General features: G+C 72.6%; 19 protein-coding genes. 12 read left to right on the top strand and 7 right to left on the bottom strand.

The window, feature by feature from the left end:
* Positions 1–44 precede the first annotated feature (44 nt).
* The 4 genes from CP973_RS10620 (at position 45) to CP973_RS40400 (ending at position 4456) form a co-directional block, all read left to right on the top strand.
* Entirely contained in the window at positions 45–848 is an 804-nt protein-coding gene (locus tag CP973_RS10620) for a class I SAM-dependent methyltransferase (RefSeq protein ID WP_244409374.1), read from the top strand.
* 10 nt (positions 849–858) lie between these two features.
* Complete coding sequence (cobT, locus tag CP973_RS10615) at positions 859–1905, top strand: nicotinate-nucleotide--dimethylbenzimidazole phosphoribosyltransferase (RefSeq protein ID WP_150239616.1); 1047 nt, start codon at positions 859–861, stop codon at positions 1903–1905.
* A gap of 89 nt (positions 1906–1994) precedes the next feature.
* Positions 1995–3764, top strand: coding sequence for a phosphatidylglycerol lysyltransferase domain-containing protein (locus tag CP973_RS10610; protein WP_150239614.1), 1770 nt, complete (start codon positions 1995–1997; stop codon positions 3762–3764).
* A complete protein-coding gene (locus CP973_RS40400) occupies positions 3761–4456 on the top strand; it encodes a hypothetical protein (RefSeq protein ID WP_208853166.1) in 696 nt (231 codons plus the stop codon). Before CP973_RS10610 ends, CP973_RS40400 begins: the two co-directional genes overlap by 4 nt.
* A gap of 104 nt (positions 4457–4560) precedes the next feature.
* On the opposite strand, the gene CP973_RS10600 is transcribed toward CP973_RS40400, so the two are convergent.
* Positions 4561–5298, bottom strand: a complete 738-nt coding sequence (locus CP973_RS10600) for a hypothetical protein (RefSeq protein ID WP_150239612.1) — start codon at positions 5296–5298, stop codon at positions 4561–4563.
* Positions 5299–5432: 134 nt separating this feature from the next.
* On the opposite strand from CP973_RS10600, the gene CP973_RS10595 reads away from it, so the two are divergent.
* Positions 5433–6188: an adenosylcobinamide-GDP ribazoletransferase gene (locus tag CP973_RS10595; protein WP_150243419.1), complete on the top strand. Its 756-nt coding sequence runs from the start codon at positions 5433–5435 to the stop codon at positions 6186–6188.
* A gap of 24 nt (positions 6189–6212) precedes the next feature.
* On the opposite strand, the gene CP973_RS10590 is transcribed toward CP973_RS10595, so the two are convergent.
* The 5 genes from CP973_RS10590 to CP973_RS10570 form a co-directional block, all read right to left on the bottom strand.
* Positions 6213–7082: an endo alpha-1,4 polygalactosaminidase gene (locus tag CP973_RS10590; RefSeq protein ID WP_150239610.1), complete on the bottom strand. Its 870-nt coding sequence runs from the start codon at positions 7080–7082 to the stop codon at positions 6213–6215.
* The gene (locus CP973_RS10585) at positions 7079–7774 is read right to left on the bottom strand and encodes a spherulation-specific family 4 protein (protein WP_150239608.1); all 696 of its coding nucleotides are present in this window, start codon (positions 7772–7774) and stop codon (positions 7079–7081) included. The genes CP973_RS10590 and CP973_RS10585 overlap by 4 nt, the downstream gene beginning before the upstream one ends.
* Before the next feature lie 231 nt (positions 7775–8005).
* Entirely contained in the window at positions 8006–9469 is a 1464-nt protein-coding gene (locus CP973_RS10580) for a hypothetical protein (RefSeq protein ID WP_150239606.1), read from the bottom strand.
* On the bottom strand, positions 9466–11046 hold the full coding sequence (gene pelF, locus CP973_RS10575) for a GT4 family glycosyltransferase PelF (RefSeq protein ID WP_483025196.1): 1581 nt from the start codon (positions 11044–11046) through the stop codon (positions 9466–9468). The genes CP973_RS10580 and pelF overlap by 4 nt, the downstream gene beginning before the upstream one ends.
* A 568-nt stretch (positions 11047–11614) precedes the next feature.
* Entirely contained in the window at positions 11615–13708 is a 2094-nt protein-coding gene (locus CP973_RS10570) for a hypothetical protein (RefSeq protein ID WP_150239604.1), read from the bottom strand.
* Between the two features lie 363 nt (positions 13709–14071).
* Between CP973_RS10570 and CP973_RS10565 the strand changes: the two genes are divergently transcribed.
* The 6 genes from CP973_RS10565 (at position 14072) to CP973_RS10540 (ending at position 24148) form a co-directional block, all read left to right on the top strand.
* Entirely contained in the window at positions 14072–15616 is a 1545-nt protein-coding gene (locus tag CP973_RS10565; protein ID WP_150239602.1) for a leucyl aminopeptidase, read from the top strand.
* A gap of 347 nt (positions 15617–15963) precedes the next feature.
* A complete protein-coding gene (gene lpdA / locus CP973_RS10560) occupies positions 15964–17352 on the top strand; it encodes a dihydrolipoyl dehydrogenase (RefSeq protein ID WP_053803748.1) in 1389 nt (462 codons plus the stop codon).
* Between the two features lie 53 nt (positions 17353–17405).
* Complete coding sequence (gene sucB / locus CP973_RS10555) at positions 17406–19214, top strand: 2-oxoglutarate dehydrogenase, E2 component, dihydrolipoamide succinyltransferase (protein ID WP_150239600.1); 1809 nt, start codon at positions 17406–17408, stop codon at positions 19212–19214.
* Between the two features lie 174 nt (positions 19215–19388).
* Positions 19389–20012, top strand: a complete 624-nt coding sequence (locus tag CP973_RS10550) for a GntR family transcriptional regulator (protein WP_003983448.1) — start codon at positions 19389–19391, stop codon at positions 20010–20012.
* A gap of 254 nt (positions 20013–20266) precedes the next feature.
* Positions 20267–22933 (top strand): pyruvate dehydrogenase (acetyl-transferring), homodimeric type, encoded by a 2667-nt coding sequence (gene aceE / locus CP973_RS10545; RefSeq protein ID WP_150239598.1) that lies wholly within the window; start codon positions 20267–20269, stop codon positions 22931–22933.
* A gap of 228 nt (positions 22934–23161) precedes the next feature.
* On the top strand, positions 23162–24148 hold the full coding sequence (locus CP973_RS10540; RefSeq protein WP_150239596.1) for a helix-turn-helix transcriptional regulator: 987 nt from the start codon (positions 23162–23164) through the stop codon (positions 24146–24148).
* A 226-nt stretch (positions 24149–24374) separates the two neighbouring features.
* Here the strand turns inward: CP973_RS10540 and CP973_RS10535 are convergent, their stop codons facing one another.
* On the bottom strand, positions 24375–25340 hold the full coding sequence (locus tag CP973_RS10535; RefSeq protein ID WP_244409372.1) for an SDR family oxidoreductase: 966 nt from the start codon (positions 25338–25340) through the stop codon (positions 24375–24377).
* Between the two features lie 141 nt (positions 25341–25481).
* On the opposite strand from CP973_RS10535, the gene CP973_RS10530 reads away from it, so the two are divergent.
* Positions 25482–26000: a DUF4240 domain-containing protein gene (locus CP973_RS10530; RefSeq protein WP_150243414.1), complete on the top strand. Its 519-nt coding sequence runs from the start codon at positions 25482–25484 to the stop codon at positions 25998–26000.
* Positions 26001–26061 lie beyond the last annotated feature (61 nt).

The raw sequence follows: 26061 nt of genomic DNA, 5'->3' as shown, positions 1-26061 counted from the left end.
GTGTCCTCTTGCCCGCGCCCGCGCCGCCGGGTGGTCTTGGCCCTGTGACCGATACGGATGGCACGCCGGCCGGCCCGGGCGCCGCCCCCTTCCGCGGCCCCGCCCGCGACCCGGTGACCGGCGCGTCGCGCCGCTTCGACGCCGCGGTGCGCGCGTACGTACGGCAGCACCCGCGCGCCACGGTCGTCGCGCTCGGCGAGGGCCTGGGCACCGCGTTCTGGCGGCTGGACAACGGGCGGCTGCACTGGCTGACCGTGGAGTCGCCGGAGACGGCGGCGGTCCGCCGGATGCTGCTGCCGGACGGGCCCCGGCGGCGGACGCTCGCCTGCCCGGTGACCGGCCCCGGCTGGCTGGACGCGGTCCGGGCGCCGGAGCGCGGGGTGGTGGTGACCGTGCGGGGCCTGCTGGCGTTCCTGCGGCCGCCCGAGGTCCGCGCGCTGTTCGCGGCGTGCGCGGAGCGGTTCCCCGGCGGCGCGCTGGTCTTCGACACGGTGCCGCGCTGGTGCGTGGGCCGGGACCCGCGGCGTACGGACGCCCGTACGGCCGCGGGCGCGGCTGCCCCGGCGGCCCCGGGCCCGCCGCCGCTGCGCTGGGGCCTGAACGCCGCCGACCTCCCGAGGATCACGAGCGCGCATCCGAACGTGGTCGCCGTCCGCGAGGTGCCGCCGCCCGGCCGCGGGCCGCTCGCCGGGCGCCTCGCGCGGTGGCGGCGGCACGTACCGCTGCTGCACACGCCCGCCCGTACGGTCACCGAGATCCGCTTCGGCGCCCGCCGGACCGCCGCGGGCCCCGGCCCGGGCGGCGCCCCGGCCGACCCGGAGCGGCCCGCCGGGCACCGTTCCCGGTAATCTGCGCCGAATGAGCGCCCTGAACCTCGATGACTTCGCCCACCTGATCGAGCGCCCCGACGGCGGCGCGCGCCGTGACGCCGAGGAGCGCCGGGCGCGGCTGGCGGTGCGGCCGGGAGCCCTGGGCCGGCTGGACGAGATCGGCGAGTGGCTGGCCGCCGCGCAGCAGCAGGTGCCGGTGCGGCCCGTCGAACGGCCGCGTGCGGTGCTGTTCGCCGGTGATCACGGCGTGGCCTCGCTGGACGTGTCGGGCCGTCCGGCCGGGAGCGCCAAGGACCTGGTACGGGACGTGCTGGACGGGTCGAGTCCGGCGGCGGTCCTGGCGCGCCGGGCCGGGGTGCCGGTGCGCGTCGTGGACGTGGCCGTGGACTGCGACCCGGCGGAGCTGCCGGAGGAGGTCACCCGGCACCGGGTGCGGCGCGGTTCGGGCCGTATCGACACCGAGAACGCGCTGACGGCCGAGGAGGCGGAGCGGGCGTTCCGGGCGGGCATGGCGGTCGCCGACGAGGAGGCGGACGCCGGTACGGACCTGGTCGCGCTCGGCGATCTGAGCGTGGGCGGCACCACCGCGGCGAGCACGCTGATCGCCGCGCTGTGCGGCACCGACGCGTCGGTGGTCACCGGGCGCGGTGGCGCGGGCATCGACGACCTGGCCTGGATGCGCAAGTGCGCGGCGATCCGCGACGCGCTGCGCCGGGCCCGGCCGGTCCTCGGCGACCAGCTGGAGCTGCTGGCCGCCACCGGCGGCGCCGATCTGGCCGCGATCACCGGTTTCCTGCTGCAGAGCGCGGTCCGGCGCACCCCGGTGATCCTGGACGGGGTGGTCTCGGCGGCCTGCGCGCTGGTGGCGCAGCGGGTGGCGTTCCGGGCGCCGGACTGGTGGCTGGCCGGGCAGGTCAGCGGGGAGCCGGCGCAGGCGAAGGCGCTCGATCGGATCGCGCTCAACCCTTTGCTCGATCACGGCGTCACTGCTGGTGAGGGGACAGGGGCGCTGCTCGCCCTGCCACTGGTGCAGGCGGCCGCGGCCCTGGCGGCAGACCTGCCCGTACGCCACTGAAGCGCCGGCCGGCAACGGCCCGCGCGCCTGTGGAGCGGCCGGACTCCAGCGGGTCCGGGCGTCAACGGCGCCCCATATGATCGAGTTTCATGGGAGAAGTCCGTTTGAGCCCGGATGAGGACCGCACCCGCGGTCGGTGGTCACGACGCGGCGCCGCGTACGCCGTCTGGTACCTGCGCGCCGTCACCTTCATCAATGTCCTCAGTGCCGTGTGGGTGTCGTTCGGCAACGACATCCGCCGGCACAACGTCGACGAGTTCTTCACTCCCTACCTGCTGACCGCGGGCTTCGCCTCCGGCGTCTTCTCGCTGTTCTTCGCGGTCACGATGCGCCGCCGCAAACGCGCCGCCTGGATACTGAACCTCGTCCTGTCGGGGCTGCTCCTGGCGCTGTTCGCGCTGGCGATGGCGGCGGCGCCGGAGTTCCGCCGGCACGGGCAGAACTGGTTCTCCCTCGTGGTGACGCTGCTGTTCGTCGTCTCGCTGCTGGTGGGCCGCAAGGAGTTCTACGCCAAGGGCGACCGCTCCAACCCCAGGCTGGCCGCGGCCGTCGCGCTCGGCGGCCTGCTGGTCACCTCGCTGCTCGCGGCGTGCCTCGTCACCGTCGCCAACACCGCCGGGAACGGCCACCACTCGACGTTCGTGGACCGCTGGCGCTACGGCACCATGCGGCTGGTCTCCATCGTCGCCGACGACTCCCGCTTCCCCGGCATCGCCACGCCCAACTGGGTCAACGTCGTCATCAACGTGATGAGCACGGTCCTGCTGCTGCTCGTGCTGTGGGCGGCCTTCCGTTCCGTACGCAGCACCGACCCGATCACCGTCGAGGACGAGGAGAAGCTGCGCGACCTGCTGGCGCGGCAGGGCGACCGGGACTCGCTGGGCTACTTCGCGCTGCGCCGCGACAAGAGCGTCATCTGGTCCCCCAGCGGCAAGGCCGCCGTCACCTACCGCGTCGTCGGCGGGGTCTCGCTGGCCTCCGCCGACCCGATCGGCGACCCGGAGGCGTGGCCCGGCGCCATCGACCGGTGGCTCGCCGAGGCCCGCTCGCACGGCTGGGCACCGGCCGTGATGGGCGCGAGCGAGGAGGGCGGCACGATCTACGCCCGGCACGGCCTGGACGCGCTGGAGCTGGGCGACGAGGCGATCGTGGACACCGAGGAGTTCACGCTGGAGGGGCGTGCGATGCGCACCGTCCGGCAGGCCTACAACCGCGTCAAGCGGGCCGGCTACACGGTCCGCATCCGCCGCCACGCGGACATCCCCGAGCCGGAGATGGACCGGCTGCTGAAGCTGGCCGACGACTGGCGCGACGGCGAGACCGAGCGCGGCTTCTCCATGGCGCTGGGCCGGCTGGGCGACCCCGCCGACGGGCGCTGCGTGATGCTCGAATGCACCGACGCGGACGGCGAGCTGCGGGCGCTGCTCAGCTTCGTGCCGTGGGGTGAGAAGGGCCTGTCCCTCGACCTGATGCGGCGGGACCGCGACTCCGACAACGGGCTGATGGAGTTCATGGTCCTGGAGCTGATCCAGCGCGCGAAAGAGGTGGAGATCACTCAGGTCTCGCTGAACTTCGCGATGTTCCGGTCCGTCTTCGAACGCGGCGCGCGGCTCGGCGCGGGCCCGGTGCTGCGCCTGTGGCGCTCGCTGCTCAGCTTCTTCTCCCGGTGGTGGCAGATCGAATCGCTCTATCGCGCGAACGCGAAATACCGGCCCATCTGGGAGCCCCGGTACATGCTCTTCGAAAAGAGCACCGACCTGCTGCGCATCGGCATCGCGAGCGCCCGCGCCGAGGGCTTCCTCGAAGCACCCGGCCTGCCGAAGTGGCTCAACCGTAAACACCTGGAGACCAAGAGATGAGCGAGCCGGTCCTGCGCCGCGCCGTGCGTGCCGAGTGGGGCCTGCTGTTCCGGACCCTGTGGTCCGGCCTGCGCGCCAGGAAACTGGCGGCGATCCCGATGACCGTCGCCGCCGTCCTGCTCACCTCCCTCTTCCAGATCGTCCAGAACCAGTCCTGGGGCTACCAGTTCGTCCAGAACATCGGCTCCGTCCAGGCCGACGAGCACCTGTGGTTGGCGCTGCTGCGCACGCCGCTGTCGCTGTTCGTGCCCGCCCTGGACCTGCCGGTGTGGGGCGCGCTGGCGCAGATCCTGCTCGTCTTCGGCGTCTGCGAGATCTGCCTGGGCCGGGCCCGGACGCTGCTGATCGCGTACGCGGCCACGCTGGCCGGGACGATGTACGCGCGCATCGGCATCTGGCTCGGCCCCGACAACCCCATCGGCCTCCCGCCGACCGACGCGTTCGTCCACGACACCGGCCCCTCGGCGGCCGTGGTGGGCCTCGGCATCTTCGTGTGCTGGGTCTACCGCGCGTGGTTCACCTGCGCGCTGGTGGTGCTGTCGATGGTCTACGAGGTCGTCTTCATCAAGAACAACCTGGCGGGCCGGGAGCACATCGCCGCCGTCGTGGTGCTGCTGGTGCTGTGCGGGGTGTGGGAGGTGCTGCACCGGCGCAAGCCGCGCGGGGAGCAGCGGGCCAGGGCCGGCGTCTGAACGGTGCCCGACAGGTTCCCGGTACCGGCAGAAACGTCCCGGCACCCTCAGGGGCAGCCGGCACCTTCAGGGGCATCCGGCACCTTCAGGGGCATCCGGCACCTTCAGGAGTTCGGTGCCCCACCGATGACGTGGTTGACCCGGCGGCGCAGCCCGCTCCAGCGCCGGTCGTGCCGGAAGGCGCGCACCTTCGCCTTGGCGCGGGCCTTGGGGCGCCGCCGGTAGAACCGTTTCGCCCAGGGGGAGTTCGGCCGCGCCAGCCGGACGGCCCCGAACAGCGCGACGAACGGTACGAACACCCCGATCACCGCCATCCGCCCCTTGCCCTTGAAGAGGGCGACCAGCGCGCACAGGAAATTGATCCCCACGGTCCGCACCACCCGGAAGCGGTTGTGGAACTCGTCCGGGTCCAGTTCGTTCACCCCGAACGGCAGCGCGCCTCCCAGGATCAGCGCCACCAGCGCGAAGGTGACGATCACGATCTCCACGCTCTTGGTGCCCTGCTCGCTCCAGTACACGTCGTCCAGGTGCAGGATCAGCGCGAACTCGTCCAGCACCAGCCCGACGCCCATCCCGAACAGCACCGCCGCGATCCCCGACCCGTACCCGTGGCGCCCGCCGGCCAGCGCGGTGAAGCCGCCGACGACCATCAGCACCACACCGGGCACGACATGGTGGATGTGCAGGCCCCCCGGCGAGATGTTCCGGAAGGGGCCCTTCCCGGCCCGGATCAGCCGGGTGATCATCCGGGTCACGGCGAAGGTCAGCACGAAGGAGACGAGGGCCAGCAGCAGGGGCAGCTTCCCCGGCTCGATGATGTTGCGGAACCACCAGTGACCCATGCCACGCACTCCCCATTTGTCGCGTATAGGGGCAATTTACGCCGTACGGTCCGCGACAGCCGGGTTAGCCTGCCGCGGTGAACGACGCCGCCGCCTCCTCCGGCCCCCCGCCTTCCCCCACCCTCGGGGACGCCATGCGTTTCGCCTTCGGCACGCTGACCGTGCTGCCGGTACGGCTGCGCCGCTGGGACCGGGCGGCGGCGCGCGGCGGCATGCTGTGCGCGCCGGTGGCGGGCCTCGTGATCGGCCTGGCCTCGGCAGCCCTCGGCGCCCTTCTCCTCCTCCTCGGCAGCGGCCCCCTCCTCGCCGCCGTCGCCACGGCCGCCGTCCCCGCCGCCCTCACCCGCGGCCTGCACCTGGACGGACTCGCCGACACCGCCGACGGCCTGGGCAGCGGCAAGCCCGCCGAGGACGCGCTGCGCATCATGAAGCAGTCCGACATCGGCCCGTTCGGCGTCATCACGCTGCTGTTCACCCTGCTCGCACAGGTGGCCGCCCTGTCCCGCCTCTACGAACAGAGCTGGACCCACGGCGCGGCAGCCGCCACCCTCGCCGCCGTCACCGCCCGCTGCGCCCTCACCCTCACCGCCCGCACCGGCGTCCCGGCGGCCCGCCCCGAGGGCCTGGGGGCGGCGGTGGCCGGCACCGTACCGCTGCGCTGGGCGGTGACGGCGGGAGCGGCGGTGACCGCTCTCGCCGCGGCCACCGGCGCCCTCCAGGACATGTACGGAGCCCTCCACGCAGCCCTCGCCGTCCTCCTCGCCCTAGCCGCGGGAGAAGCCACCCTGCGCCGCTGCCGCCACCGCTTCGGCGGCATCACCGGCGACGTCTTCGGCGCGATCGCGGAGGTGACGGGGGTGGTTGCGGTGGTGGTGTCGGCGGTGGGGTGAGCCGCCCGCGCTCCTCCCCCGGTCTCAGCAGGTCTCCCGCCAAGCATCCAAGTGCAGACGCTTCTGCATGGAGCTCAGCCCCAGGCTCTTGGAGTTGCGGCAGAAGCGGGAGGCCTGGAGTTCGTATTCGACGTGGAAGACGGCCTTGTCGGCCTTGATGAAGGGGGTCATCTTGGCGCACTCGTCGTACTGGGCGCACTGTTCGTTGACGGCGAAGTCGAAGTCGCCGACGAGCTGGGGGATCTGGTCGAGGTCGTTCTTGAGGCCGACGGACAGGCCGCGGTCGTGGGCCAGCTTGGCGATCATGCGGTTGAAGGCGAGCTGGTCGTCGGCCGTCAGGTCGAAGCCGGTGTCGTTCTTGTAGCCGTCCACGTTGTCCGGTTCGACCGCGTCGAAGCCCTTGTCGCGGCACATGTCGAAGCGCTTCGCCATCAGCGGGCGCAGCACGTCCAGGCGGCGGATGTCGAGCCAGCGCTCGCCCTCCCAGCCGTTCTCCTCGCCGATGACGTCCTTGGGGAACCGACGGGCGTCCGGGCGGAAGTCCTCGTGGGCGCCGACGCTGATGTAGCAGATGGCCTTGCGGCCGCGCTTGTGGAGGTCGGCGACGGTGGAGGCGTCGTTCTTGAAGCCGTCGATGTCGTAGACGGGCGCGTCGACGGACAGGTCGAGCTTGCCGGTGAGCTGCCACTGCCAGGCGATGCCGGGTTCGGGGTGCCAGACGGGTCGGGGCTTGCCCGTACCGCCGCCGGGGCTGCTCGGAGTACCGCCCCCGGGGCTCGCGCTGTGACTGGGCTTGCCGTCCGGGCCGGACGGTATCTGGGAGCAGGCGGTGGCGACCAGCAGGAGCGGGCCGAAGAGGAGGAGCAGTCTCTTGCGGAGGCGCGGGGACGTCATCGGGGGATCTCCAGGAAGGGGGGAAGGGCGTCCCAGGGGTGCGGCGCGGTGCCGGGGACGGCGCAGTGCACGGCGGCCCCGCGCTGCCGGGCCAGCTCGGCGGCGGCCTCCGCGCAGGTCTCGGGGAGGCCGTGGATGAGGTGGCAGAACCGTTCGGGCGGGTGGTGGGCGGTCCACTCCGGGATCTCGGCGTTCTCGTACGCCGCCCAGCTGTTCTCGAAGGTGACCAGGAGGTCGGCGAAGTCGAGATAGCGGGGGTGCGGGTGGAGGCCGTGGTTGAGGACGACGGTGCCGGCCCCGGCGGCGCGCGCGGCGACCGTCAGACGGCTGTAGTGGGCGAGGAGACCGGCGTCGGCGGCGGCCTGGTCGAAGAACGCGCCGTCGGCGCCGTACCAGTCGCGGTGCCGCAACAGGTCCTGAGCGACGGCCGCGTGCGGGCGGCGCCCGTAGTCGGTGTCCGTGTAGCCGAGGACGCGTACGCCCGCCTCCCGTAACCGCCCGGCGACCTCGGCGAAGTGCGGGTCGGGTGCGGTGCCGGGGCCGCTGGCCGGGTTGAGCACCACGCCGTAGAGGTCGGGCGCCGCCGCGATCAGCCGCCGCCAGGCGTCCGGGCGTTCGGCCGGGTGCTCGTAGAGGGGGACCAGCAGCTGCCGGGAGGCCGGACGGGGCTGTCGCGAGGACGGCCGGGTCATGGTTCGTGGGCTCCTGTCGGGAACGGGACGAGATGCTGAGGATACGAGTACCGGCCACGGCACGCGGACCGGGTACCCCGGTTACCGGCCAAGAGCGGGGCCCGGACCGGGGACGCCCGCCCGTCGGGCCACGGTGCGGGGACCCGGCACCGACCTGACGTGCAGGCGTACGGGGGAACCGGCACTGGACCTGACGTGCAGGCGTACGAGCGTCGACCGGCCGCCGCCCCCTCAGCGATGCGCCGTGGCCCGCCCCAGCAGCACCGAGACCAGCCCGCCCAGAACGAGCGCGGCCGCCCCGCAGACGATCAGCTGGGCCACGGCCGGGGACAGCGGGCCGGCCAGCAGGAGGACCGTTTGCGCGATCGCGGCCAGGCCGCACACCGCCGCCGCGACCGGCACCGCCCCGAACGCCTGGAGGAGCAGCGCGGTCCACAGCACCGTGCCCAGGCACAGCAGCCCCAGCGCGTGCGCCCAGTCCATCGGCGGCCCCTGCCGCCACACCAGGCTCCCGACGCCGCCGAGCAGCGCGAGCACCACGAGGTAGCAGGCCAGGCAGCGGGCCAGCGCGCCGGAGGTGGCGCGCCAGAACGCGGCGAAGGTGGTACTGGCGCGCAGCCCGGCCACGGCCCGGCTGCGGTAGCGGTACAGCAGCCATTCGGCCGGGCCCATGCTGAGCGTGAGGGCCACCGCCGCGGGCGCCGCGACCTCGGCGTGCGCCCCGTACCGCAGGACGTCGCCGAGCGCCGTGTGCAGCACCAGGACGCCGATGGCCAGACCGAACAGCCCGTACGGCACGGAGGCCACCGCGCGCGGCGCGGGCCCGTCGTGCCGGGGCTCGCGGCGGCAGCGCCACACGGTGACGGCGGCCAGCGCGAGGGCGGCGCCGAGCGACAGCACGAGCAGCCCTTCCCGTACGGCGTCGGGCGGTACGTACACCGCCATCAGCGCGGCGCCGAGTCCGACCGGGGCCAGCGCGCACAGCAGCCACCGCTCCCGGCCGAAGACGAGCAGGGTGGTCGCGGCGCCGAGGTAGACCGCCTGGCCGGCGGCGAAGGCCACCGCGCCGGGGGCGTCCGCGTCGGCGGCACCGACCGCCCAGGCGACGCCCGCCCCGAACAGCGCGCCCAGCGGCGCGCCGACGGCCAGCGAGCGGGCGGCGGGCCACCGTTCGCCCAGCCCCAGCCAGGAGTACGCGCGGTGGGCGAGCGCCTGGTTCCACACCCAGCCGGCCAGGGCGCCCGCCAGCAGCGGAAGGGTGCCGGCGGGCAGCCCGCGGGAGTCCGGCGGCCCGGACAGCAGGTGGGAGCCGACGACGTAGGCGAGGCCGGGCAGGGCGAAGACCAGGGCGCGCAGCAGGCAGCCGAGCAGGCTGACCCGCCAGGGGTCGGTGAGCGCGCGGTCCGGTTCCGGGTAGCGGCGCGGAACGCGCTCGTACAGTTCCTCGGCGAGGGCGAAGGAGTTCTCGCGCCCGTAGGTGAGCTTGATCTGGTCGTCGCTCATGCCGTCGGACTCGATGATCGCGGCGATCTCGTCGGGGTGGACGGCGGCGGCGATCAGATCGCCCATGCGGCCGGCGAGTTCGTCGACCGGGTCGGGCGCGGCCCAGTGCGGTCGCTGCGGACGGGGCACGTCCGGCAGGTCGTCCGTACGGTCCTTGCCCTCCCCCGGTACGAGCCACAGCGGACCGCTCACCAGCCGCCCCCGTCAGCGGCGAGCGGGGCGCGCCACGGGCCGCGCAGCTGGAGGGTCCACTCCTCCCGGGATTCCGGCGCCTCCTGCGCCTGCCGGTCGGCGCCGTCGAGTTCCCGGTAGATGGTGCGGAAGCCGTCGACCGAGCGGCGCAGCGTGAACTGGTCGATCACCCGCTGCCGGGCCCGGCTGCCGAGTTCGGCGCGCTTCTCCCAGCCGCCCTTGAGGAGTTCGAGGGTGGCCTTGGCCATCGCCTCCGGTTCCCGGGGCGGGACCACGAGCCCGGTGTCGCCCACCGCCTCGCGCACCCCGCCGACATCGGTCGACACCGTCGAACGGCCGCAGGACATGGCCTCTATCAGGCTGAACGGGAAGCCCTCGGAGATGCTGGAGAGCATGACGATGCTGCCGGCGGCGTAGGCGCGGGCCACGTCGTCGATGCGCCCCTCCCAGCTGAGCCCGTCGGTCACGCCGAGCGAGGCGGCCAGCTTCTCGCACCGGGTCTTGTACGCCTCGCCGCCGGCCGGCACCCCGCCGAACAGCCGCAGCCGCAGGTTGGGGACCTCGGCGCGGCACAGCGCGTAGGCGCGGATGAGGGTCTCCAGGTCCTTGATCGGGTCGATGCGCCCGGCCCAGCTCAGCGTCGGCTCGTCCGGCTCCTGTTCGGCGTGCGGGAAGAGCTGCACGTCGACGCCGTTGTAGACGGTCCGTATCTTCTCGGGCGGGGTGCCGCCGCGCTCCTCCCAGCGGGTGTTGTACTTGTTGCACGGGGTGATCAGGTCGGCGGCCCGATAGCTCTCGATCGTCAGCTGCCGGTAGAAGCCGAGCATCAGGGCCTTGACGGGCCAGCGCTGGGCGTCGCGGCGATAGCCGAGGTAACGTTCCCGCAGGTAGATGCCGTGCTCGGTGAGCAGGAACGGCACCTCGTCGAACTCCTTGGCCACGAGCGCGGGCAGGCAGGCCAGCCCGTTGCTGACCGCGTGCGCGACGCTGTCCTCCGGTATCCGTACGGCCAGCGGGCGCAGCGCGTGTTCCAGCAGGTCGGTGGCGGTCAGCGCGTCGTGGACGGTGGGTTCGGCGGCGCGCGTGGCGACGTGCGGCAGGGTCCAGATCCACATCAGGGAGCGCAGCGCGGTCTCGGTGCGCAGCGCGGCGCTGAGCCGCCCTTCGCGGGCGAGCGCGGCGAGGGCGTACAGCTCGGTGCCGAAGTCGGTGCAGGACTGCGGGTCGAGCATGGAGAGCAGGAAGCGCTCGTAGGTGTCGACGAAGCGACGGCGCTCGCGGCCCCGGAGCCCGGCGGTGCGGCGGCCCGGCGGCGGGCCCCACATCGGCACCGAGGACTGCGCGTAGACGTTCGGGGGCAGGTCCCAGGTCACCGGTTCCCGGCCGCTGCCGGTGAGCGCGATGACGTTGAAGCGGACCTCGGGCATGCCCCGTACGAGCTGGTCGCACCAGGTGGAGACGCCACCGTGGACGTGCGGATAGGTGCCCTCGGTCAGCATGGTGACATGCTGGCCGGGCTGTGGCGCGTCGTCCGGCTGCGGACTTCGGCTGCCGACCTCGTACAGGGTTGCGTTCATGGCAAATCCCCCCCGGGAACATAGGTGCTGGGTGGAGCGGTGTGGGGCGCGCGGGCGCGGGTGCTGCGGGCACCGTACGGGCGCGGTGGTGCGGCCGGCGGCCGTGCCGGCCTGGTGCGGCGTGCGGGCGCGGACTGCGGGGACGTACGCGGGCACGCCGGTGCTGTGGACCGGTGCCGGTGTGCGGGCACGCCCGCCGGGCACCGGAGCGGAGGCGTCCGTACCCGCGCGTCCGTACCGGTGCCTGAAGACGGGTGCGCCCTGCTGCACCGGTGCGTCGGTGCGGGCGCGATGAGTCTGTGCGACGGGAGCTGTGCGGTGTCGTCGGTGCGAGGTGGTGCGGTGGTTCGGGTGCGTGGTGGTGCGGTGCTGCGGGTACGGCCGCGCGCGGGCTGCGCTGCGGGGGTGGGCGCGTGGCCGTGGTGCGCCGTCACGGGGTGGTGCTGCGGGCGGGCGGGCAGGGCTCGGTCGGGGACGGCGGCAACGGCGGTGCGGGTACACGACGGGCCGGCCGCCCGGTCCCGGCCCGCCGGACCCGGCAGGCGGGCCGGGCGGTGCCGGGGACGCGTCAGGCGGTCGTCGGAAGCTTGAGCGTGATGGCCGCTCCGGGCGACTGTGCTGTGGCCCACTCCGATACCCGTCCGGCATAGCGAGTGCCGAAATCCGCGGTCCCATTCGGGAGTTGTGTTCTGGTTCCGTCGGGCATCGTAGCCGCAGCCGCCACCCCGGCCGGCGACGTGATGGTGACAGTGTCGCCAATTCTGTACGCCGTCACCGAACCGGCGTCCAGGGCCTTCTGCCAGGCCGCTCGCTGCTGCATCTCACGCCCGATGTCGCGGTGGCGCTGGTTGACGACCGGCGTGTCGTCGGCGAAGAAGCCGCGATAGTCGGCCAGAACTTTGTCCAGAACCGGATAGGCGATCCGGTCCTCGGCGAGGTTCGACTGGTGGATGTAGTGCGGGCGCGGATCGTTGGCCAGAGCATGCCCGAGAGCGGTGCGCGCCTCCAGCGGGACGATGTACGAGGCGTAGCCGGTGGAGGTCGGCAAGGGCGCGGGCAGGCAGGTGGAGTTGGGGTCGGTCTCGCAGATCCCGCTGCCGCCGTCGGCCTTGCTGGTGTAGATCCAGTTGTACTCGTCGGTCTCCTCGGCCGCCGTCGCCGCGTTGTAGAACACGTTCATCGGGTAGCGCGGCACCGTCAGCGCCGGGCCGGCCTGCCGCTGCGCGGATTCCCGCGAGTTGTCGCTGGCGAGCCACTTGACGCCGGTGGCGGTGAGCGCCGGGGCGAGGTTGGGGTTGTCCTGCGGCTGCTGCGGCGTCGACTTCAGACCGGAGTGCTCGCCGGTGACCAGCTCCGAGGCGTCCACGTCCAGGCCCTTGGCCACACCCCAGGCGTGGTTCTTCTCGATCTCCGCGGTGATCTCGCTGCGGCTCACCCACCGGGTCGCGCCGAACCAGTCCTTGGCGCAGCGCCAGGGCACGGTCGAGGTGTCCTGCACACAGCCGAGGAAGGGGTGGGTGTAGGTGTGGTTGACCCAGCGGTAGGCGGCCTTGTCGGCCAGCAGCCGGTCGGCCAGCCGGTCCACGCCGCCGTGCTCCGCCTTCCACTCCTCGCCGGAGCCCGCGTTGTAGACCATGTCGAGCTGGTAGCCACGCTCACGCTGCCACTGGGCGGCGTACGCGGCGTCCGCCTCGGTCATCCGGATCTGCGCGGTGTCCGGCACGCCCGGCGGGCAGTCGAAGTCCCCGGGGGTGCAGTTGTTCTTGGTGTCCCAGCGGGAGTCCGGCGCGAAGACGTCGTCGACCTGTACGGAGAAGTAGTTGCGGCTCTGGCCCAGGTGGACGCCCTGCGTCAGCCAGTCCACGATGCCCCGGGCGAGGAGGCGGAACTGCTGCTGGTAACGATTCTGCGCGAAGGTGACGACCAGCTCCCGGCGGCCGTCGCGGGCGTACTCGCCGATCAGTGAGCCGCGCGCGGAGCCGCCCGGCACCGCCGCGTCCAGGTACGTCGTGAACGTGGCGCCCGCGGGCGGGTTCGCGACCGGCTGGGCGATGTAGCCGTACGACTCGGAGACCTTCGGGTCCGCGTCCTCGAAGGGCACCGCGCCCTTGAGGTAGCCGAAGGGTCCGGCCTTGCCCGCTTCGGTGGTGCGGCTGGCGAAGCCGTCCAGCACCCCGGCGTACCCGCCCTCGTCGGGCGTGCGCAGGCCGACGTCGGGCCGCGCGTAGGTGTAGGCGTCCACCTGCGGGATCTTGTACGTGGTCTCGTACGCCTTCAGGGCCGCCAGCTCCGGGGAGGAGGCGCTGCCGAAGGGGTTGTCGTTCGGCAGCACCACGCCCTGGAACTTGGCGCGCGGCCGGCCGTCCACGGTGTCGCTGAGGAACGCCGCGTCGATCACCGGGCGCCCGGCGGCCGTCAGGTCGACGGTCGTGTACGGGATGCCCTGGCTGCGCAGTTCGCTGGTGATGGCGTCGGTGGTGTCGCCGCCGTCGGTGACCACGAGCACCCGCAGGTCGATGCGGGGCACCACGTCGGCGGCGGCCGGTGCCGCCTGCGCGGCGGGGGTGCTCATCACCGCCAGCGGCAGAGCGGTGACGAACGCCGTGGCGAGCGCCGTGAGAATCCTGGCCGGTCTGATCGGCGTCTTGCCGTTGCTGCCCATGGGCGCAGTCCCTTCCCCCCGGAAGTCCCCCTGCTTCCGGAAGCACACCGGGCAGGCTCGTGCACATCATGCGAAGGTTCGAGGCCGTGTATCCCACAGTCACCACGACTGTGACGCACGTCTCATTCGTCGCACGGGAATTGACGGCGGAACCCGGCACGCCGAACCGGCCATGTTCCCCGCGAAACCGGCAACTCCCCCGCAGGTGAGGCGCGTTGGGGCCGGCGATACGGGTGGTGAAGATGTGACAGGACGGCCGATACCGCATCAAGCGGTCACGGGCGGCGGGCCCAAGCGTAGGCTCGGCCGCAGCAGCGCCCTGGGCGCGAACGGATTCCCGGACGGAACAGGACCTTCATCACCGTGACTGCACTGACCCTCAGCACATCCTCCGCCGCGACGCTGCGTGCGGACGCCGTTGTCGTCGGCGTGGCCAAGGGCGCCAAGGGCGCCGTGCTGGCCCCCGGCGCCGAGGCCGTGGACAAGGCGTTCGACGGCAGGCTCGCCGCCGTACTGGAGACCCTCGGCGCGAGCGGCGCCGAGGGCGAGGTGACCAAGCTGCCCGCCGCCTCCGGTCTGAAGGCCGCGGTCGTGCTGGCGGTCGGCCTGGGCGAGGCCCCGGCCGAGGACGCGGCGTACGACGCCGAGGCGCTGCGCCGCGCCGCGGGCTCCGCCGCCCGCGCCCTGGCCGGCAGCAAGAAGGCCGCCTTCGCGCTGCCCGCGGAGGACGCCGAGGCCGTCGCGGCGATCGGCGAGGGCGCGCTGCTCGGCGCGTACGCCTTCACCGCGTACCGCGGCAACGGCGACGCGAAGGCCGCCCGCGGCGCCAAGAAGGCCGACGGCAGGTCGGCGCCGCCGGCCGAGGTGGCGATCCTCGGCGGCAAGCCGCGCGACAAGGCCCACAAGGCCGCCGTCGAGCGGGCCCAGACGCTGGCCGCCGAGGTCAACCGCGCCCGCGACCTGATCAACACCCCCTCCAACGACCTCACCCCGAAGGCCTTCGCCGCGCAGGCCCAGGCCGCCGCGAAGGAGTTCGGCCTCAAGGTCGAGGTGCTCGACGAGCGGGCCCTGAAGAAGGGCGGCTACGGCGGCCTGATGGGCGTCGGCCAGGGCTCGGAGAACCCGCCGCGCCTGGTGCGGATCGGCTACACCCACGCGAAGGCCGAAAAGACCCTGGCGTTCGTCGGCAAGGGCATCACCTACGACTCGGGCGGCATCTCCCTGAAGCCGGCCGGCCACAACGAGACCATGAAGTGCGACATGAGCGGCGCCGCCGCGGTGTTCGCCGCGGTCGTGGCCGCCGCCCGGCTGGGCCTGCGGGTCAACGTCACCGGCTGGCTGGCGCTGGCCGAGAACATGCCGTCCGGCGCCGCGCTGCGCCCCGGCGACGTGCTGACCATGTACAACGGCAAGACCGTCGAGGTGCTGAACACCGACGCCGAGGGCCGGCTGGTGATGGCCGACGCGCTCACCCGCGCCTCCGAGGAGCAGCCGGACGCGATCGTGGACGTCGCCACGCTGACCGGCGCCATGGTCCTGGCGCTGGGCAACCGCACCTTCGGGATCGTGGCCAACGACGACGCCTTCCGGGCGAGCATCCACGAGATCGCGGAGGAGGCCGGCGAGCCGTCCTGGCCGATGCCGATGCCGTCCGAGCTGCGCAAGACCCTGGACTCCCCCATCGCCGACCTGAAGAACGTCGGCGAGCGGGCCGGCGGCGGCCTGTCGGCCGGTGTGTTCCTCCAGGAGTTCGTCGGCGAGGGCATCCCGTGGGCGCACCTGGACATCGCCGGTCCGGCCTTCCACGAGAGCGCGCCGTTCGGCTACACCCCCAAGGGCGGCACCGGCTCCGGGGTCCGCACCCTGGTGGGCCTGGCCGAGCGCACCGCCGACGGCGACCTCGGCTGACCCCGTACGGGTTGCTCCCGATGTGACGGTACGGCCCCGGGCCCGGCGCCCGGGGCCGTACGCGCGGGTATGCCGGTCGCCACGGCGGCCGCGTGCCACGTGTTCGCCCTCGACGAAATTCGTACGCGCCTACGCCGGAGTAACCGCCAGCGCAACCCCCGGGAACGGCCATCGTGCCGTCCCACAGCCCGGCCCGCCGTCCCGCCCGCGTTCAACAAGTGCGAAGATGGGTTCTTGGCAGGACAGGGCCCCCCTTACCCAGGGCCGATCCAAGAAGCGGCCGATCAACAGCCGCCGCCCGGTCACCGACGACCGGCTCCGGCGTACCCATGCATGGAGGACGTGACGTGGCGAACGACGCCAGCACCGTTTTCGACCTAGTGATCCTCGGAGGCGGTAGCGGCGGTTACGCCGCTGCCCTGCGCGGGGCGCAGCTGGGCCTGGACGTCGCCCTGATCGAGAAGAACAAGCTCGGCGGCACCTGCCTGCACAACGGCTGCATCCCCACCAAGGCCCTGCTGCACGCCGGCGAGATCGCGGACCAGGCTCGCGAGGCCGCCCAGTTCGGTGTCAAGGCCTCCTTCGAGGGCATCGACATCGAGGGCGTCCACAAGTACAAGGACGAGGTCATCTCGGGCCTGTACAAGGGTCTGCAGGGCCTGGTCGCCTCCCGCAAGGTCACCTACATCGAGGGTGAGGGCCGGCTGTCCTCCCCGACCTCCGTCGACGTGAACGGCCAGCGCGTCCAGGGCCGCCACATCCTGCTGGCGACCGGCTCCGTGCCGAAGTCCCTGCCGGGCCTGAACATCGACGGCGACCGGATCATCTCCTCGGACCACGCGCTGAAGCTGGACCGCGTGCCGAAGTCCGCGATCGTGCTGGGCGGCGGCGTCATCGGCGTCGAGTTCGCCTCCGCGTGGAAGTCCTTCGGCACCGACGTGACCATCGTCGAGGGCCTCAAGCACCTCGTCCCGGTCGAGGACGAGAACAGCTCCAAGCTGCTGGAGCGGGCCTTCCGCAAGCGCGGCATCAAGTTCAACCTGGGCACCTTCTTCGACAAGGCCGAGTACACCCAGGACGGCGTCAAGGTCACGCTGGCCGACGGCAAGACCTTCGAGGCCGAGGTGCTGCTGGTCGCCATCGGCCGCGGCCCGGTCTCGCAGGGCCTGGGCTACGAGGAGGCCGGGGTCGCCATGGACCGCGGCTACGTCCTGGTCGACGAGTACATGCAGACCAACGTGCCGACCATCTCGGCCGTCGGCGACCTCGTCCCGACTCTCCAGCTCGCGCACGTCGGCTTCGCCGAGGGCATCCTGGTGGCGGAGCGGCTGGCCGGTCTCAAGACCGTGCCGATCGACTACGACGGCGTGCCGCGCGTCACGTACTGCCACCCGGAGGTCGCTTCGGTGGGCATCACCGAGGCGAAGGCCAAGGAGCTGTACGGTGCCGACAAGGTCGTGGCTCTGAAGTACAACCTCGCGGGCAACGGCAAGAGCAAGATCCTCAAGACCGCGGGCGAGATCAAGCTCGTCCAGGTCAAGGACGGTGCCGTGGTCGGCGTCCACATGGTCGGTGACCGCATGGGCGAGCAGGTCGGCGAGGCCCAGCTGGTCTACAACTGGGAGGCCCTGCCGGCCGAGGTTGCGCAGCTCATCCACGCGCACCCGACGCAGAACGAGGCGCTCGGCGAGGCCCACCTGGCCCTGGCCGGCAAGCCTCTGCACTCCCACGACTGATCCCGGTCCGGGCGCGACCACATCCGCACTTTCTGTAAGGAGCAAGAGAAACCATGGCGGTTTCCGTAACCCTTCCGGCGCTCGGCGAGAGCGTCACCGAGGGCACCGTCACCCGCTGGCTCAAGGCCGAGGGTGAGCGCGTAGAGGCCGACGAGCCCCTGCTGGAGGTGTCGACCGACAAGGTCGACACCGAGATCCCCGCCCCCGCCGCCGGTGTGCTGGCCTCCATCAAGGTGGCCGAGGACGAGACCGTCGAGGTCGGCGCCGAGCTGGCGATCATCGACGACGGCAGCGGCGCGCCCGCGGCCGAGTCCGCCCCGGCGCAGGCCGAGGCGCCCGCCGAGGCCCCGGCGCAGCCCGAGCCCGCTGCGGCCCCCGCCCAGGAAGCCCCCCGGCAGGAGGCCCCCGCGGCCCCGGCCGGTGGCGCCCAGGGCTCCGGTGCAAGCACCGGCTCCACTGGAGCCTCCGGCACTGACGTTCTGCTCCCCGCGCTCGGCGAGAGCGTCACCGAGGGCACCGTCACCCGCTGGCTCAAGGAGGTCGGCGAGGAGGTGGCCGAGGACGAGCCGCTGCTGGAGGTCTCCACCGACAAGGTCGACACCGAGATCCCCGCCCCCGCCGCCGGCACCCTGCTGGAGATCCTGGTGGGTGAGGACGAGACCGCCGAGGTCGGCGCCAAGCTCGCCGTCATCGGCCAGAAGGGCGCTGCCCCGGCCCAGGCCGAGGCCCCCGCCGCCCCGGCTCCGGCCCCCGCCCAGGAGGCCCCGAAGCAGGAGGCTCCCAAGCAGGAGGCCCCGGCTCCGGCTCCGCAGGCCCCCTCGGCCCCCGCGCCGCAGCAGGTCACCACCCCCGCCCCGGACCCGGCCCCCGCCGCTCCGGCCCCGGCGCCGGCTCCGGCCGCCGCCCCCGTCACCCCGGCCCCGGCCGCGGGTGAGGCGGACGCCGCGTACGTCACTCCGCTGGTCCGCAAGCTGGCCCAGGAGAACGGCGTCAACCTGGCCACGGTCAAGGGCACCGGCGTCGGTGGCCGCATCCGCAAGCAGGACGTCATCGCCGCCGCCGAGGCCGCCAAGCAGGCCGCTCCGGCTGCCGCCGCCCCGGCCGCCACGTCGAAGGCCCCGGCCATCGAGGCGTCGCCGCTGCGTGGCCAGACGGTGAAGATGCCGCGGATGCGCAAGGTCATCGGCGACAACATGATGAAGGCCCTGCACGGCCAGGCGCAGCTGACCTCCGTGGTCGAGGTGGACATCACCAAGATCATGCGGATGCGCAACAAGGCCAAGGACGCCTTCGCGCAGCGTGAGGGCGTCAAGCTCTCGCCGATGCCGTTCTTCGTCAAGGCCGCCGTCCAGGCGCTGAAGGCCCACCCGGTCGTCAACGCCCGGATCAACGAGGACGAGGGCACGATCACCTACTTCGACACCGAGAACATCGGTATCGCGGTGGACGCGGAGAAGGGCCTGATGACCCCGGTCATCAAGGGCGCGGGCGACCTGAACATCGCCGGCATCGCCCGCAAGACCGCGGAGCTGGCCGGCAAGGTCCGCACCAACAAGATCAGCCCGGACGACATGTCGGGCGCGACCTTCACGATCAGCAACACCGGCTCGCGCGGTGCGCTGTTCGACACGGTCATCGTGCCGCCGAACCAGGTCGGCATCCTGGGCATCGGCGCCACCGTCAAGCGCCCGGTGGTCGTGGACCACCCGGAGCTGGGCGAGACCATCGCCGTGCGCCACATGACCTACCTGGCGCTCTCCTACGACCACCGCCTGGTGGACGGTGCCGACGCGGCCCGTTACCTGACGACGGTCAAGCAGATCCTGGAGGCCGGCGAGTTCGAGACCGAGATCGGTCTCTGAGCACGGTAGCCACCCCGTAGGTGTGCAGGGTCGGCCCCGGTTCGTACAAGTTCGTACGAGCCGGGGCCGACCCGTTTTCGTTCCACGGATAATGGCCCTCCCGCGGTGGCCCCGTACCGCCCGTCGGCCCGGGGATCCGGCCGCCACCTGCCACCCGCTCTGAAGGAGCACCTCATGACCCCGCCCGTCGTCCATTCGCTCCGCGAGCAGATCCGCGAGCACATCCTCGAAGGGATCGTCAGCGGGCGCTGGCAGCCCGGCGAGCGGATCGTGGAGCGGCGGATCGCGGTCGAGCTGGCGGTCAGCCAGACACCCGTACGCGAAGCCCTGCGCGAGCTGGAGTCGCTCCAGCTGATCGAGTCGGCCCCGAACAAGGGCGTACGCGTACGGAACCTCACCGCCGACGACCTCAAGGAGAGCTACCCGGTGCGGGCCGGGCTGGAGCAGGTGGCCGCGGAGCTGGCCGCCGGGCGGCTGGCGGAGGACACCGCGGCGCTGGACCGGGAGGTGGCGGCGCTGTGCGAGGCGGACCGGCACGGCGACGGCGAGGCGCAGGTGCGGCACACGGTCGCCTTCCACCGGGAGATCGTGCGGGCCGCCCGCAACGCGGTCCTGCTGCACACCTGGGAGTCGCTGGGCGTCGAGGTGTGGACCACGCTCTCCATCCGCTGGTTCAGCCCGGAGCCGCGCTCCCACGCGCGCGACCACCAGGAGATCGTGGACGCGTTCCGGCGGCGCGACCCGAGGATCGGCGAGCTGCTGAAGACGCATGTGCTGAGCTGCGCGCCACGGGTGTGATGATTCAGGTCCTCAGGCGTCCGCCACGGACCTGAATCCGCAGGTCCGCGGCCATATCGCCTTGGATTCTGAGCCGCAGGTGACCTGGCACCCCGTGCCTAAAAGGCTGGCACCCGGTGCCGACCTGCGGTTTTTCCTTCAACTTGCGTTGATCGATCATCGATCAGAGGCGTATCGTCGTCGGTGGGGCGCGACACCCCTGCCTGCCAAGCACCCATCGCACCTCACCTCCTTCGTCCGGAAAGGGGCCACCCATGCCCGATCCCGTGCGCATGCCGTACAGCCAGCTCGACCAGGTCCCGGACCGCGACCCGGAGGAGACGGCCGAGTGGCGCGAGTCCCTGGACGCCGTCACGAAGGCGGCCGGCCCGCACCGCGCCGCCTACCTGATGCGCCGTGCCGTGGAGCACACCGGTGCCCCGGGCCTCGCGCCGCTGGAAACCGACTACGTCAACACCATCCCGACCGCCGCCGAGCCCGAGTTCCCGGGTGACGAGGCGATGGAGGCCCGGATCACGGCGTGGAACCGCTGGAACGCGGCCGCCATGGTCACCCGCGGCTCCCGCCTCGGCCTCGGCGGCCACATCGCCACCTTCGCCTCGGCGGCCTGGCTCTACGAGACCGGTTTCCAGCACTTCTTCCGCGGCAAGGAAGCCGACGGAAGCGGCGACCAGCTCTACATCCAGGGCCACGCCTCCCCCGGCATCTACGCCCGCGCCTTCCTCGAAGGCCGCCTCACCGAGGACCAGCTCGACCGCTTCCGCCAGGAGGCGGCCGGTGACGGCCTGCCCTCGTACCCGCACCCGCGGCGCCTGCCCTGGCTGTGGGAGTTCCCCACCGTCTCCATGGGTCTCGGCCCGCTCTCCGCGATCTACCAGGCGCGCTTCAACCGCTACCTGGAGCACCGCGGCATCAAGGACACCTCGAACTCCCACGTGTGGGCGTTCCTCGGTGACGGCGAGATGGACGAGCCCGAGTCGACGGCCGCACTGGCGCTGGCCGGCCGCGAGGGCCTGGACAACCTGACCTTCGTCATCAACTGCAACCTCCAGCGCCTGGACGGCCCGGTCCGCCCCAACTACAAGATCGTGCAGGAGCTGGAGGCCCAGTTCCGCGCCGCGGGCTGGAACGTCGTCAAGTCCCTGTGGGGCCGGGCCTGGGACGAGATCTTCGCCCAGGACACCGACGGCGCCCTGCTGCGCCGCCTGCGCGAGACCCCGGACGCCCAGTTCCAGACGTACGCCACCCGCGACGCCGCCTACCTGCGCGAGCACTTCTTCGGCTCCGACCCGTCGCTGGGCCGCATCGCCCAGGGCCTGTCGGACGCCAAGCTGCTGGAGCTGTTCCAGACCTCCCGCGCCGGCCACGAGCCGCGCAAGGTGTACGCCGCGTACAAGGCCGCCGTCGAGCACAAGGGCGCGCCGACCGTCATCCTGGCGCAGACCGTCAAGGGCTACACCCTCGGCGAGGGCTTCGAGTCCCGCAACGCCAACCACCAGATGAAGAAGCTCACCGGCGAGCAGTTCCGCGCCATGCGGGACCTGCTGGAGCTGCCCATCCCGGACAGCGCCCTGGACGCGGACGTCGTGCCGTACGCCCACCCCGGCGCCAACTCGCCCGAGATGGAGTACCTGCGCGAGCGCCGCGCCGCCCTCGGCGGTCCGGCCCCGGCCCGCAAGGTCGTCGCCAAGCCGCTGCCGATGCCCGCCGACAAGGCGTTCGACGCGCTGAAGAAGGGCTCCGGCTCGCAGGAGATCGCCACCACCATGGCGTTCGTGCGCCTGGTCAAGGACCTGATGCGGGACAAGGAGACCGGCAAGCGCTGGGTGCCGGTCGTGCCCGACGAGGCCCGTACGTTCGGTATGGAGTCGCTGTTCCCGTCCGCCGGGCTCTACTCCCCCGTCGGCCAGACCTACGACCCGGTCGACCGCGACCAGCTCCTGTACTACAAGGAAGCCAAGGACGGCCAGATCCTCAACGAGGGCATCACGGAGGCCGGTTCGCTGGCCGACTTCACCGCGGCGGCGACCTCGTACGCCACCCACGGCGAGCCGATGATCCCGTTCTACATCTTCTACTCGATGTTCGGCTGGCAGCGCACCGCCGACCAGTTCTGGGCGCTCGCCGACCAGCTGGGCCGCGGCTTCGTCATCGGCGCCACGGCCGGCCGTACGACGATGACCGGTGAGGGCCTCCAGCACGCGGACGGCCACTCGCACCTGATCGCCTCCACCAACCCGGCGGCGCTCTCCTACGACCCGGCGTTCGCGTACGAGGTCGCGGTGATCGTCAAGGAGGGTCTGCGCCGGATGTACGGCCCGGACGCGGAGGACGTCTTCTACTACCTCACGGTCTACAACGAGACCAAGGTGCAGCCCGCCATGCCGGCGCGCGAGGGCATCGAGGAAGGCATTCTCAAGGGCCTCTACCGCTTCAAGGAGGCCGGGCCCGCCGCCGACGACGCGCCGCGCCTCCAGCTGCTGGCCTCCGGCACCGCCATCCACTGGATCCTGGAGGCCCAGGAGATCCTGGCCCGCGACTGGGGCGTGGCGGCGGACGTCTGGTCGGCACCGTCCTGGACGGAGCTGCGCCGCGACGCGCTGGAGTGCGACGCCGCCCGCCTGGAGGGCGAGGACCGCGTCCCGTACGTGACCCGCGCGCTGGCCGGCGCCCCCGGCCCGGTCGTGGCGGTCAGCGACTGGATGCGTGCCGTTCCGGACCAGATCGCCCCGTGGGTCGAGCAGGACTGGACCTCCGTCGGCACCGACGGCTTCGGCCTCTCCGACACCCGCGAGGCCGCCCGCCGCCACTTCGGCGTCGACGCCCAGTCGGTCGTGGTGCAGGCCCTGGCCGCACTGTCCCGCCGCGGCGACGTGAAGGCGGAGACGGTCAAGGAGGCCAAGGAGCGGTACGGGCTGTGAGCCCCTCGGGACGCGGCGGGCGGACCGCCCGCCGCGTCCGCCCCTCGCGCCGGCTCCGCCCGGCGCCCCCCGCTCCCGTGCGGAGACCACCTCAACCGCGCCCGGGGTACTCCGCACGGGATCTTCGTCGGGCGCGGCTCCTCGTGGGCCGCGCCCTGCTCCGTACGTGCCGTGTGCCGCCGGGGAAACGGTCCGCCGCCCGGTCACCCCGCACGGCATGATGCAGCCATGCGTGCTGCCCGGCTGATCAGAATGGTGCTGCTGCTCCAGTCCCGCCCGTCGATGACGGCCGCCGAGCTGGCGCGGGAGCTGGAGGTCTCGGAGCGTACGGTCGCCCGGGACGTGCTCTCCCTCTCCGAGGCCGGGGTGCCGGTCTACGCGGACCGCGGGCGGGCCGGCGGCTACCGCCTCGTCGGCGGCTACCGCACCCGGCTGACCGGCCTCGGCCGCAGCGAGGCGGAGGCCCTGTTCCTGTCCGGCGTGCCCGCCGCGCTGCGCGACATGGGGCTCGCGGACGCCGCCTCCGCCGCCCGCCTGAAGGTTTCCGCGGCACTGCTGCCCGAGCTGCGGGACGCCGCGGACGGCGCCGCCCAGCGCTTCCACCTCGACGCGCCCGCCTGGTACCGCGAACCGGCCACCCCGGAACTGCTGCCCGCCGTCGCGGACGCGGTCTGGGACGACCGGCGCGTGGCCGCCCGCTACCGCCGCAAGGACACCGAGGTGGAGCGGGAGTTGGAGCCGTACGGGCTGGTCCTCAAGGCGGGCGTCTGGTACCTGGCGGCACGGGCCGGTGAGGACGTACGGGTGTACCGCATCGACCGCTTCACCTCCGTCACCCCTCTCGACGACCGCTTCACCCGCGACCCGGACTTCGACCTGCCCGCCTTCTGGGCGGAGCGGGCCGCCCAGTTCGCCCGCTCGATCCTGCGCGACGAGGTGGTCGTACGGCTGACGCCCGCGGGCGCCCGGCAGCTGCGGCACGTCACCGACCGCGCCGCCGCCGAGGAGGCCGTGGAGAGGGCGGAGCAGGCGGGCGGACCCGACGAGCAGGGCCGGATCACCGTCACCCTGCCCGTCGAGTCCCTGGACGTCGCCTACAGCCAGCTGCTCGGCCTCGGGCCGGAGGCGGAAGTGCTGGCGCCGCCGGAGCTGCGGGAGCGTTTCGCCGCGGCGGCAGCGCGTATGTACGGCTTGTACGGCTTGTCCGGGATGTAAGGTGAGCCAGCCGGCCACTGATCCGCCCGGCCGCTTGCCGGTACCCGCTCGCGTCCGCTGAGTCGCCTGCCGGTACCCGGTCGCGTCCGCCGAACTGTCTGCCGGTACTCGGTCGCGTCCGCCGAACCGTCTGCCGGTACCCGCTCGCGTCCGCTGAGTCGCCTGCCGGTACCCGGTCGCGTCCGCTGAGTCGCCTACCGGCACCCGGTCACGTCCACCGAGCCACCTATCGGTACCCGGTCGTGTCCGCCGGCTTCCCCTCCTGCTCGACCTCGGTGATGTAGCGCCAGGCGTCCGGCGCCGAGCCGTCCACGTCCGTGAAGCCGTACTCCTTCGCCAGGCCGCCGCTGGAGAGCGCCTGCCCGTTGAAGCGCGCCACCTCCGGGTCGGCGGCCAGCGCCGCCACCGCCCGGCCGACGAACACCGGCGTCTCCGAGATCGCGAAGTGCGGATTCTGCGCGCAGCCCGCCCGCCAGTTCTCCTCGGTGACCTTGAAGTACGTGTCCAGCATGGCTTCCGAACGCAACCAGCCCGGTGTTACGCACACCGCCGTGCAGCCGTACTCCGGCAGTTCCTCGGCGAGCCCCTTCGCCATCCTGATCGGCGCGCTCTTGGCCAGGTCGTAGTAGAACGGCTCCCGGTAACGCCGGTTGAACTCCGCCGTACCGTCCGTCACCTCCACCACCAGCCCGCCGGGCCGGCGGATCAGCAGCGGCAGCGCGCAACTGCTGGTGACGATGTGGCTCTCCACCCCGAGCCGCAGGACACGCAGCCCTTTGTCCAGGTCGTGCTCCCACATCTTCTTGCCCCACTCGACATGCACATCACCGCCCCACAGGTCGTTGACCAGGATGTCCAGCCGCCCCTGCTCCCGGTCGACGCGTTCGGTCAGGGCCCGTACCGCCGCCGGGTCGAGGTGGTCCGTCGGTACGGCCACGCCGGTGCCTCCGGCCGGCGCTCCGGCCGCCGTCACCAGCTCGGCGGTCTCCTCGATCGTCTCGGTCGGCCGGCCGACCTCGCTGATGTGCTGCCGGGTCGTACGGCCGGTGACGTAGACGGTGGCGCCGGCCCGGCCCAGCTCCACCGCCATCGCCCGGCCCGCGCCCCTGGTGGCCCCGGCGACCAGGGCCACCTTCCCGGTCAGCGGTCCTCGCCGGGTGCCTGCCCCGGCCATGGTGTCTTCTTCTCGCATGGTCCGAGCCTCGCGCCGAATCCCGACACCTTGTGTCTGCTTTCTTCTTTGCTTCGCGCGATCGGATGTGGATAACGACACCGTCGCATCTGCACCAGTCCACGTGCGGCGCCGCGCGGCAGGAACGATGCTGGACCCGTGATGGACGAGACGGAGTTCTGGCAGCTGATCGACAGCTCCCGCGAGGCCGCCGAGGGCGACCCCGAGGAGCAGGCGGACGCGCTCGTCGAGCGGCTGGTGGCCCTCGATCCGGACTCCGTGATGGACTTCGCCCGGTACTTCGAGTCGCGCTACAACCGCGCGTACACCTGGGACCTGTGGGCCGCCGCCGCGCTGCTGCTGGGCGGCGCGAGCGACGACGCCTTCGACTACTTCCGCTGCTGGCTGATCGGCCAGGGCCGGGAGATCTTCGAGGGCGCGCTGCACGATCCGGACAACCTCGCCGACCTGCTGGACACGTTCGACGAGGAGGTGGACGGCGACGCGGAGGAGCTGGGTTACGCGGCGGACGAGGCGTACGAACAGCTCACCGGCGTCGAGATGCCGGACCTCGGGCTCCCGGCCCAGCCGCCCGAACCGCTCGGCACCTATATCGACAACGACGACGACCGCGCCCTGGCGGAACGTCTCCCCCGGCTGTGGGACCGGTTCGGGACCTGAGGGGGCCGGGGGCGGGGGTACGGGGGGAAGGAGTTACGGGGCTAGGGGCACGGGGCCGGGA

It is taken from the genome of Streptomyces albofaciens JCM 4342, assembly GCF_008634025.1.
GTDB lineage: Bacteria > Actinomycetota > Actinomycetes > Streptomycetales > Streptomycetaceae > Streptomyces > Streptomyces albofaciens.
Note: the sequence above shows the minus strand (reverse complement) of the source record. Positions and strands in the feature narration are given on the sequence as shown.

Coding starts and splice junctions, on each gene's coding strand:
- CP973_RS10595 (WP_150243419.1), top strand. CDS start 5,433: ATGCGTTTCGCCTTCGGCACGCTGACCGTGCTGCCGGTACGGCTGCGC.
- CP973_RS10535 (WP_244409372.1), bottom strand. CDS start 25,340: ATGCGAGAAGAAGACACCATGGCCGGGGCAGGCACCCGGCGAGGACCG.
- CP973_RS10550 (WP_003983448.1), top strand. CDS start 19,389: ATGACCCCGCCCGTCGTCCATTCGCTCCGCGAGCAGATCCGCGAGCAC.
- aceE (WP_150239598.1), top strand. CDS start 20,267: ATGCCCGATCCCGTGCGCATGCCGTACAGCCAGCTCGACCAGGTCCCG.
- CP973_RS10590 (WP_150239610.1), bottom strand. CDS start 7,082: ATGACGTCCCCGCGCCTCCGCAAGAGACTGCTCCTCCTCTTCGGCCCG.
- CP973_RS10600 (WP_150239612.1), bottom strand. CDS start 5,298: ATGGGTCACTGGTGGTTCCGCAACATCATCGAGCCGGGGAAGCTGCCC.
- CP973_RS10585 (WP_150239608.1), bottom strand. CDS start 7,774: ATGACCCGGCCGTCCTCGCGACAGCCCCGTCCGGCCTCCCGGCAGCTG.
- CP973_RS10540 (WP_150239596.1), top strand. CDS start 23,162: ATGCGTGCTGCCCGGCTGATCAGAATGGTGCTGCTGCTCCAGTCCCGC.
- cobT (WP_150239616.1), top strand. CDS start 859: ATGAGCGCCCTGAACCTCGATGACTTCGCCCACCTGATCGAGCGCCCC.
- CP973_RS10570 (WP_150239604.1), bottom strand. CDS start 13,708: ATGGGCAGCAACGGCAAGACGCCGATCAGACCGGCCAGGATTCTCACG.
- CP973_RS10530 (WP_150243414.1), top strand. CDS start 25,482: ATGGACGAGACGGAGTTCTGGCAGCTGATCGACAGCTCCCGCGAGGCC.
- CP973_RS40400 (WP_208853166.1), top strand. CDS start 3,761: ATGAGCGAGCCGGTCCTGCGCCGCGCCGTGCGTGCCGAGTGGGGCCTG.
- sucB (WP_150239600.1), top strand. CDS start 17,406: ATGGCGGTTTCCGTAACCCTTCCGGCGCTCGGCGAGAGCGTCACCGAG.
- CP973_RS10610 (WP_150239614.1), top strand. CDS start 1,995: ATGGGAGAAGTCCGTTTGAGCCCGGATGAGGACCGCACCCGCGGTCGG.
- pelF (WP_483025196.1), bottom strand. CDS start 11,046: ATGAACGCAACCCTGTACGAGGTCGGCAGCCGAAGTCCGCAGCCGGAC.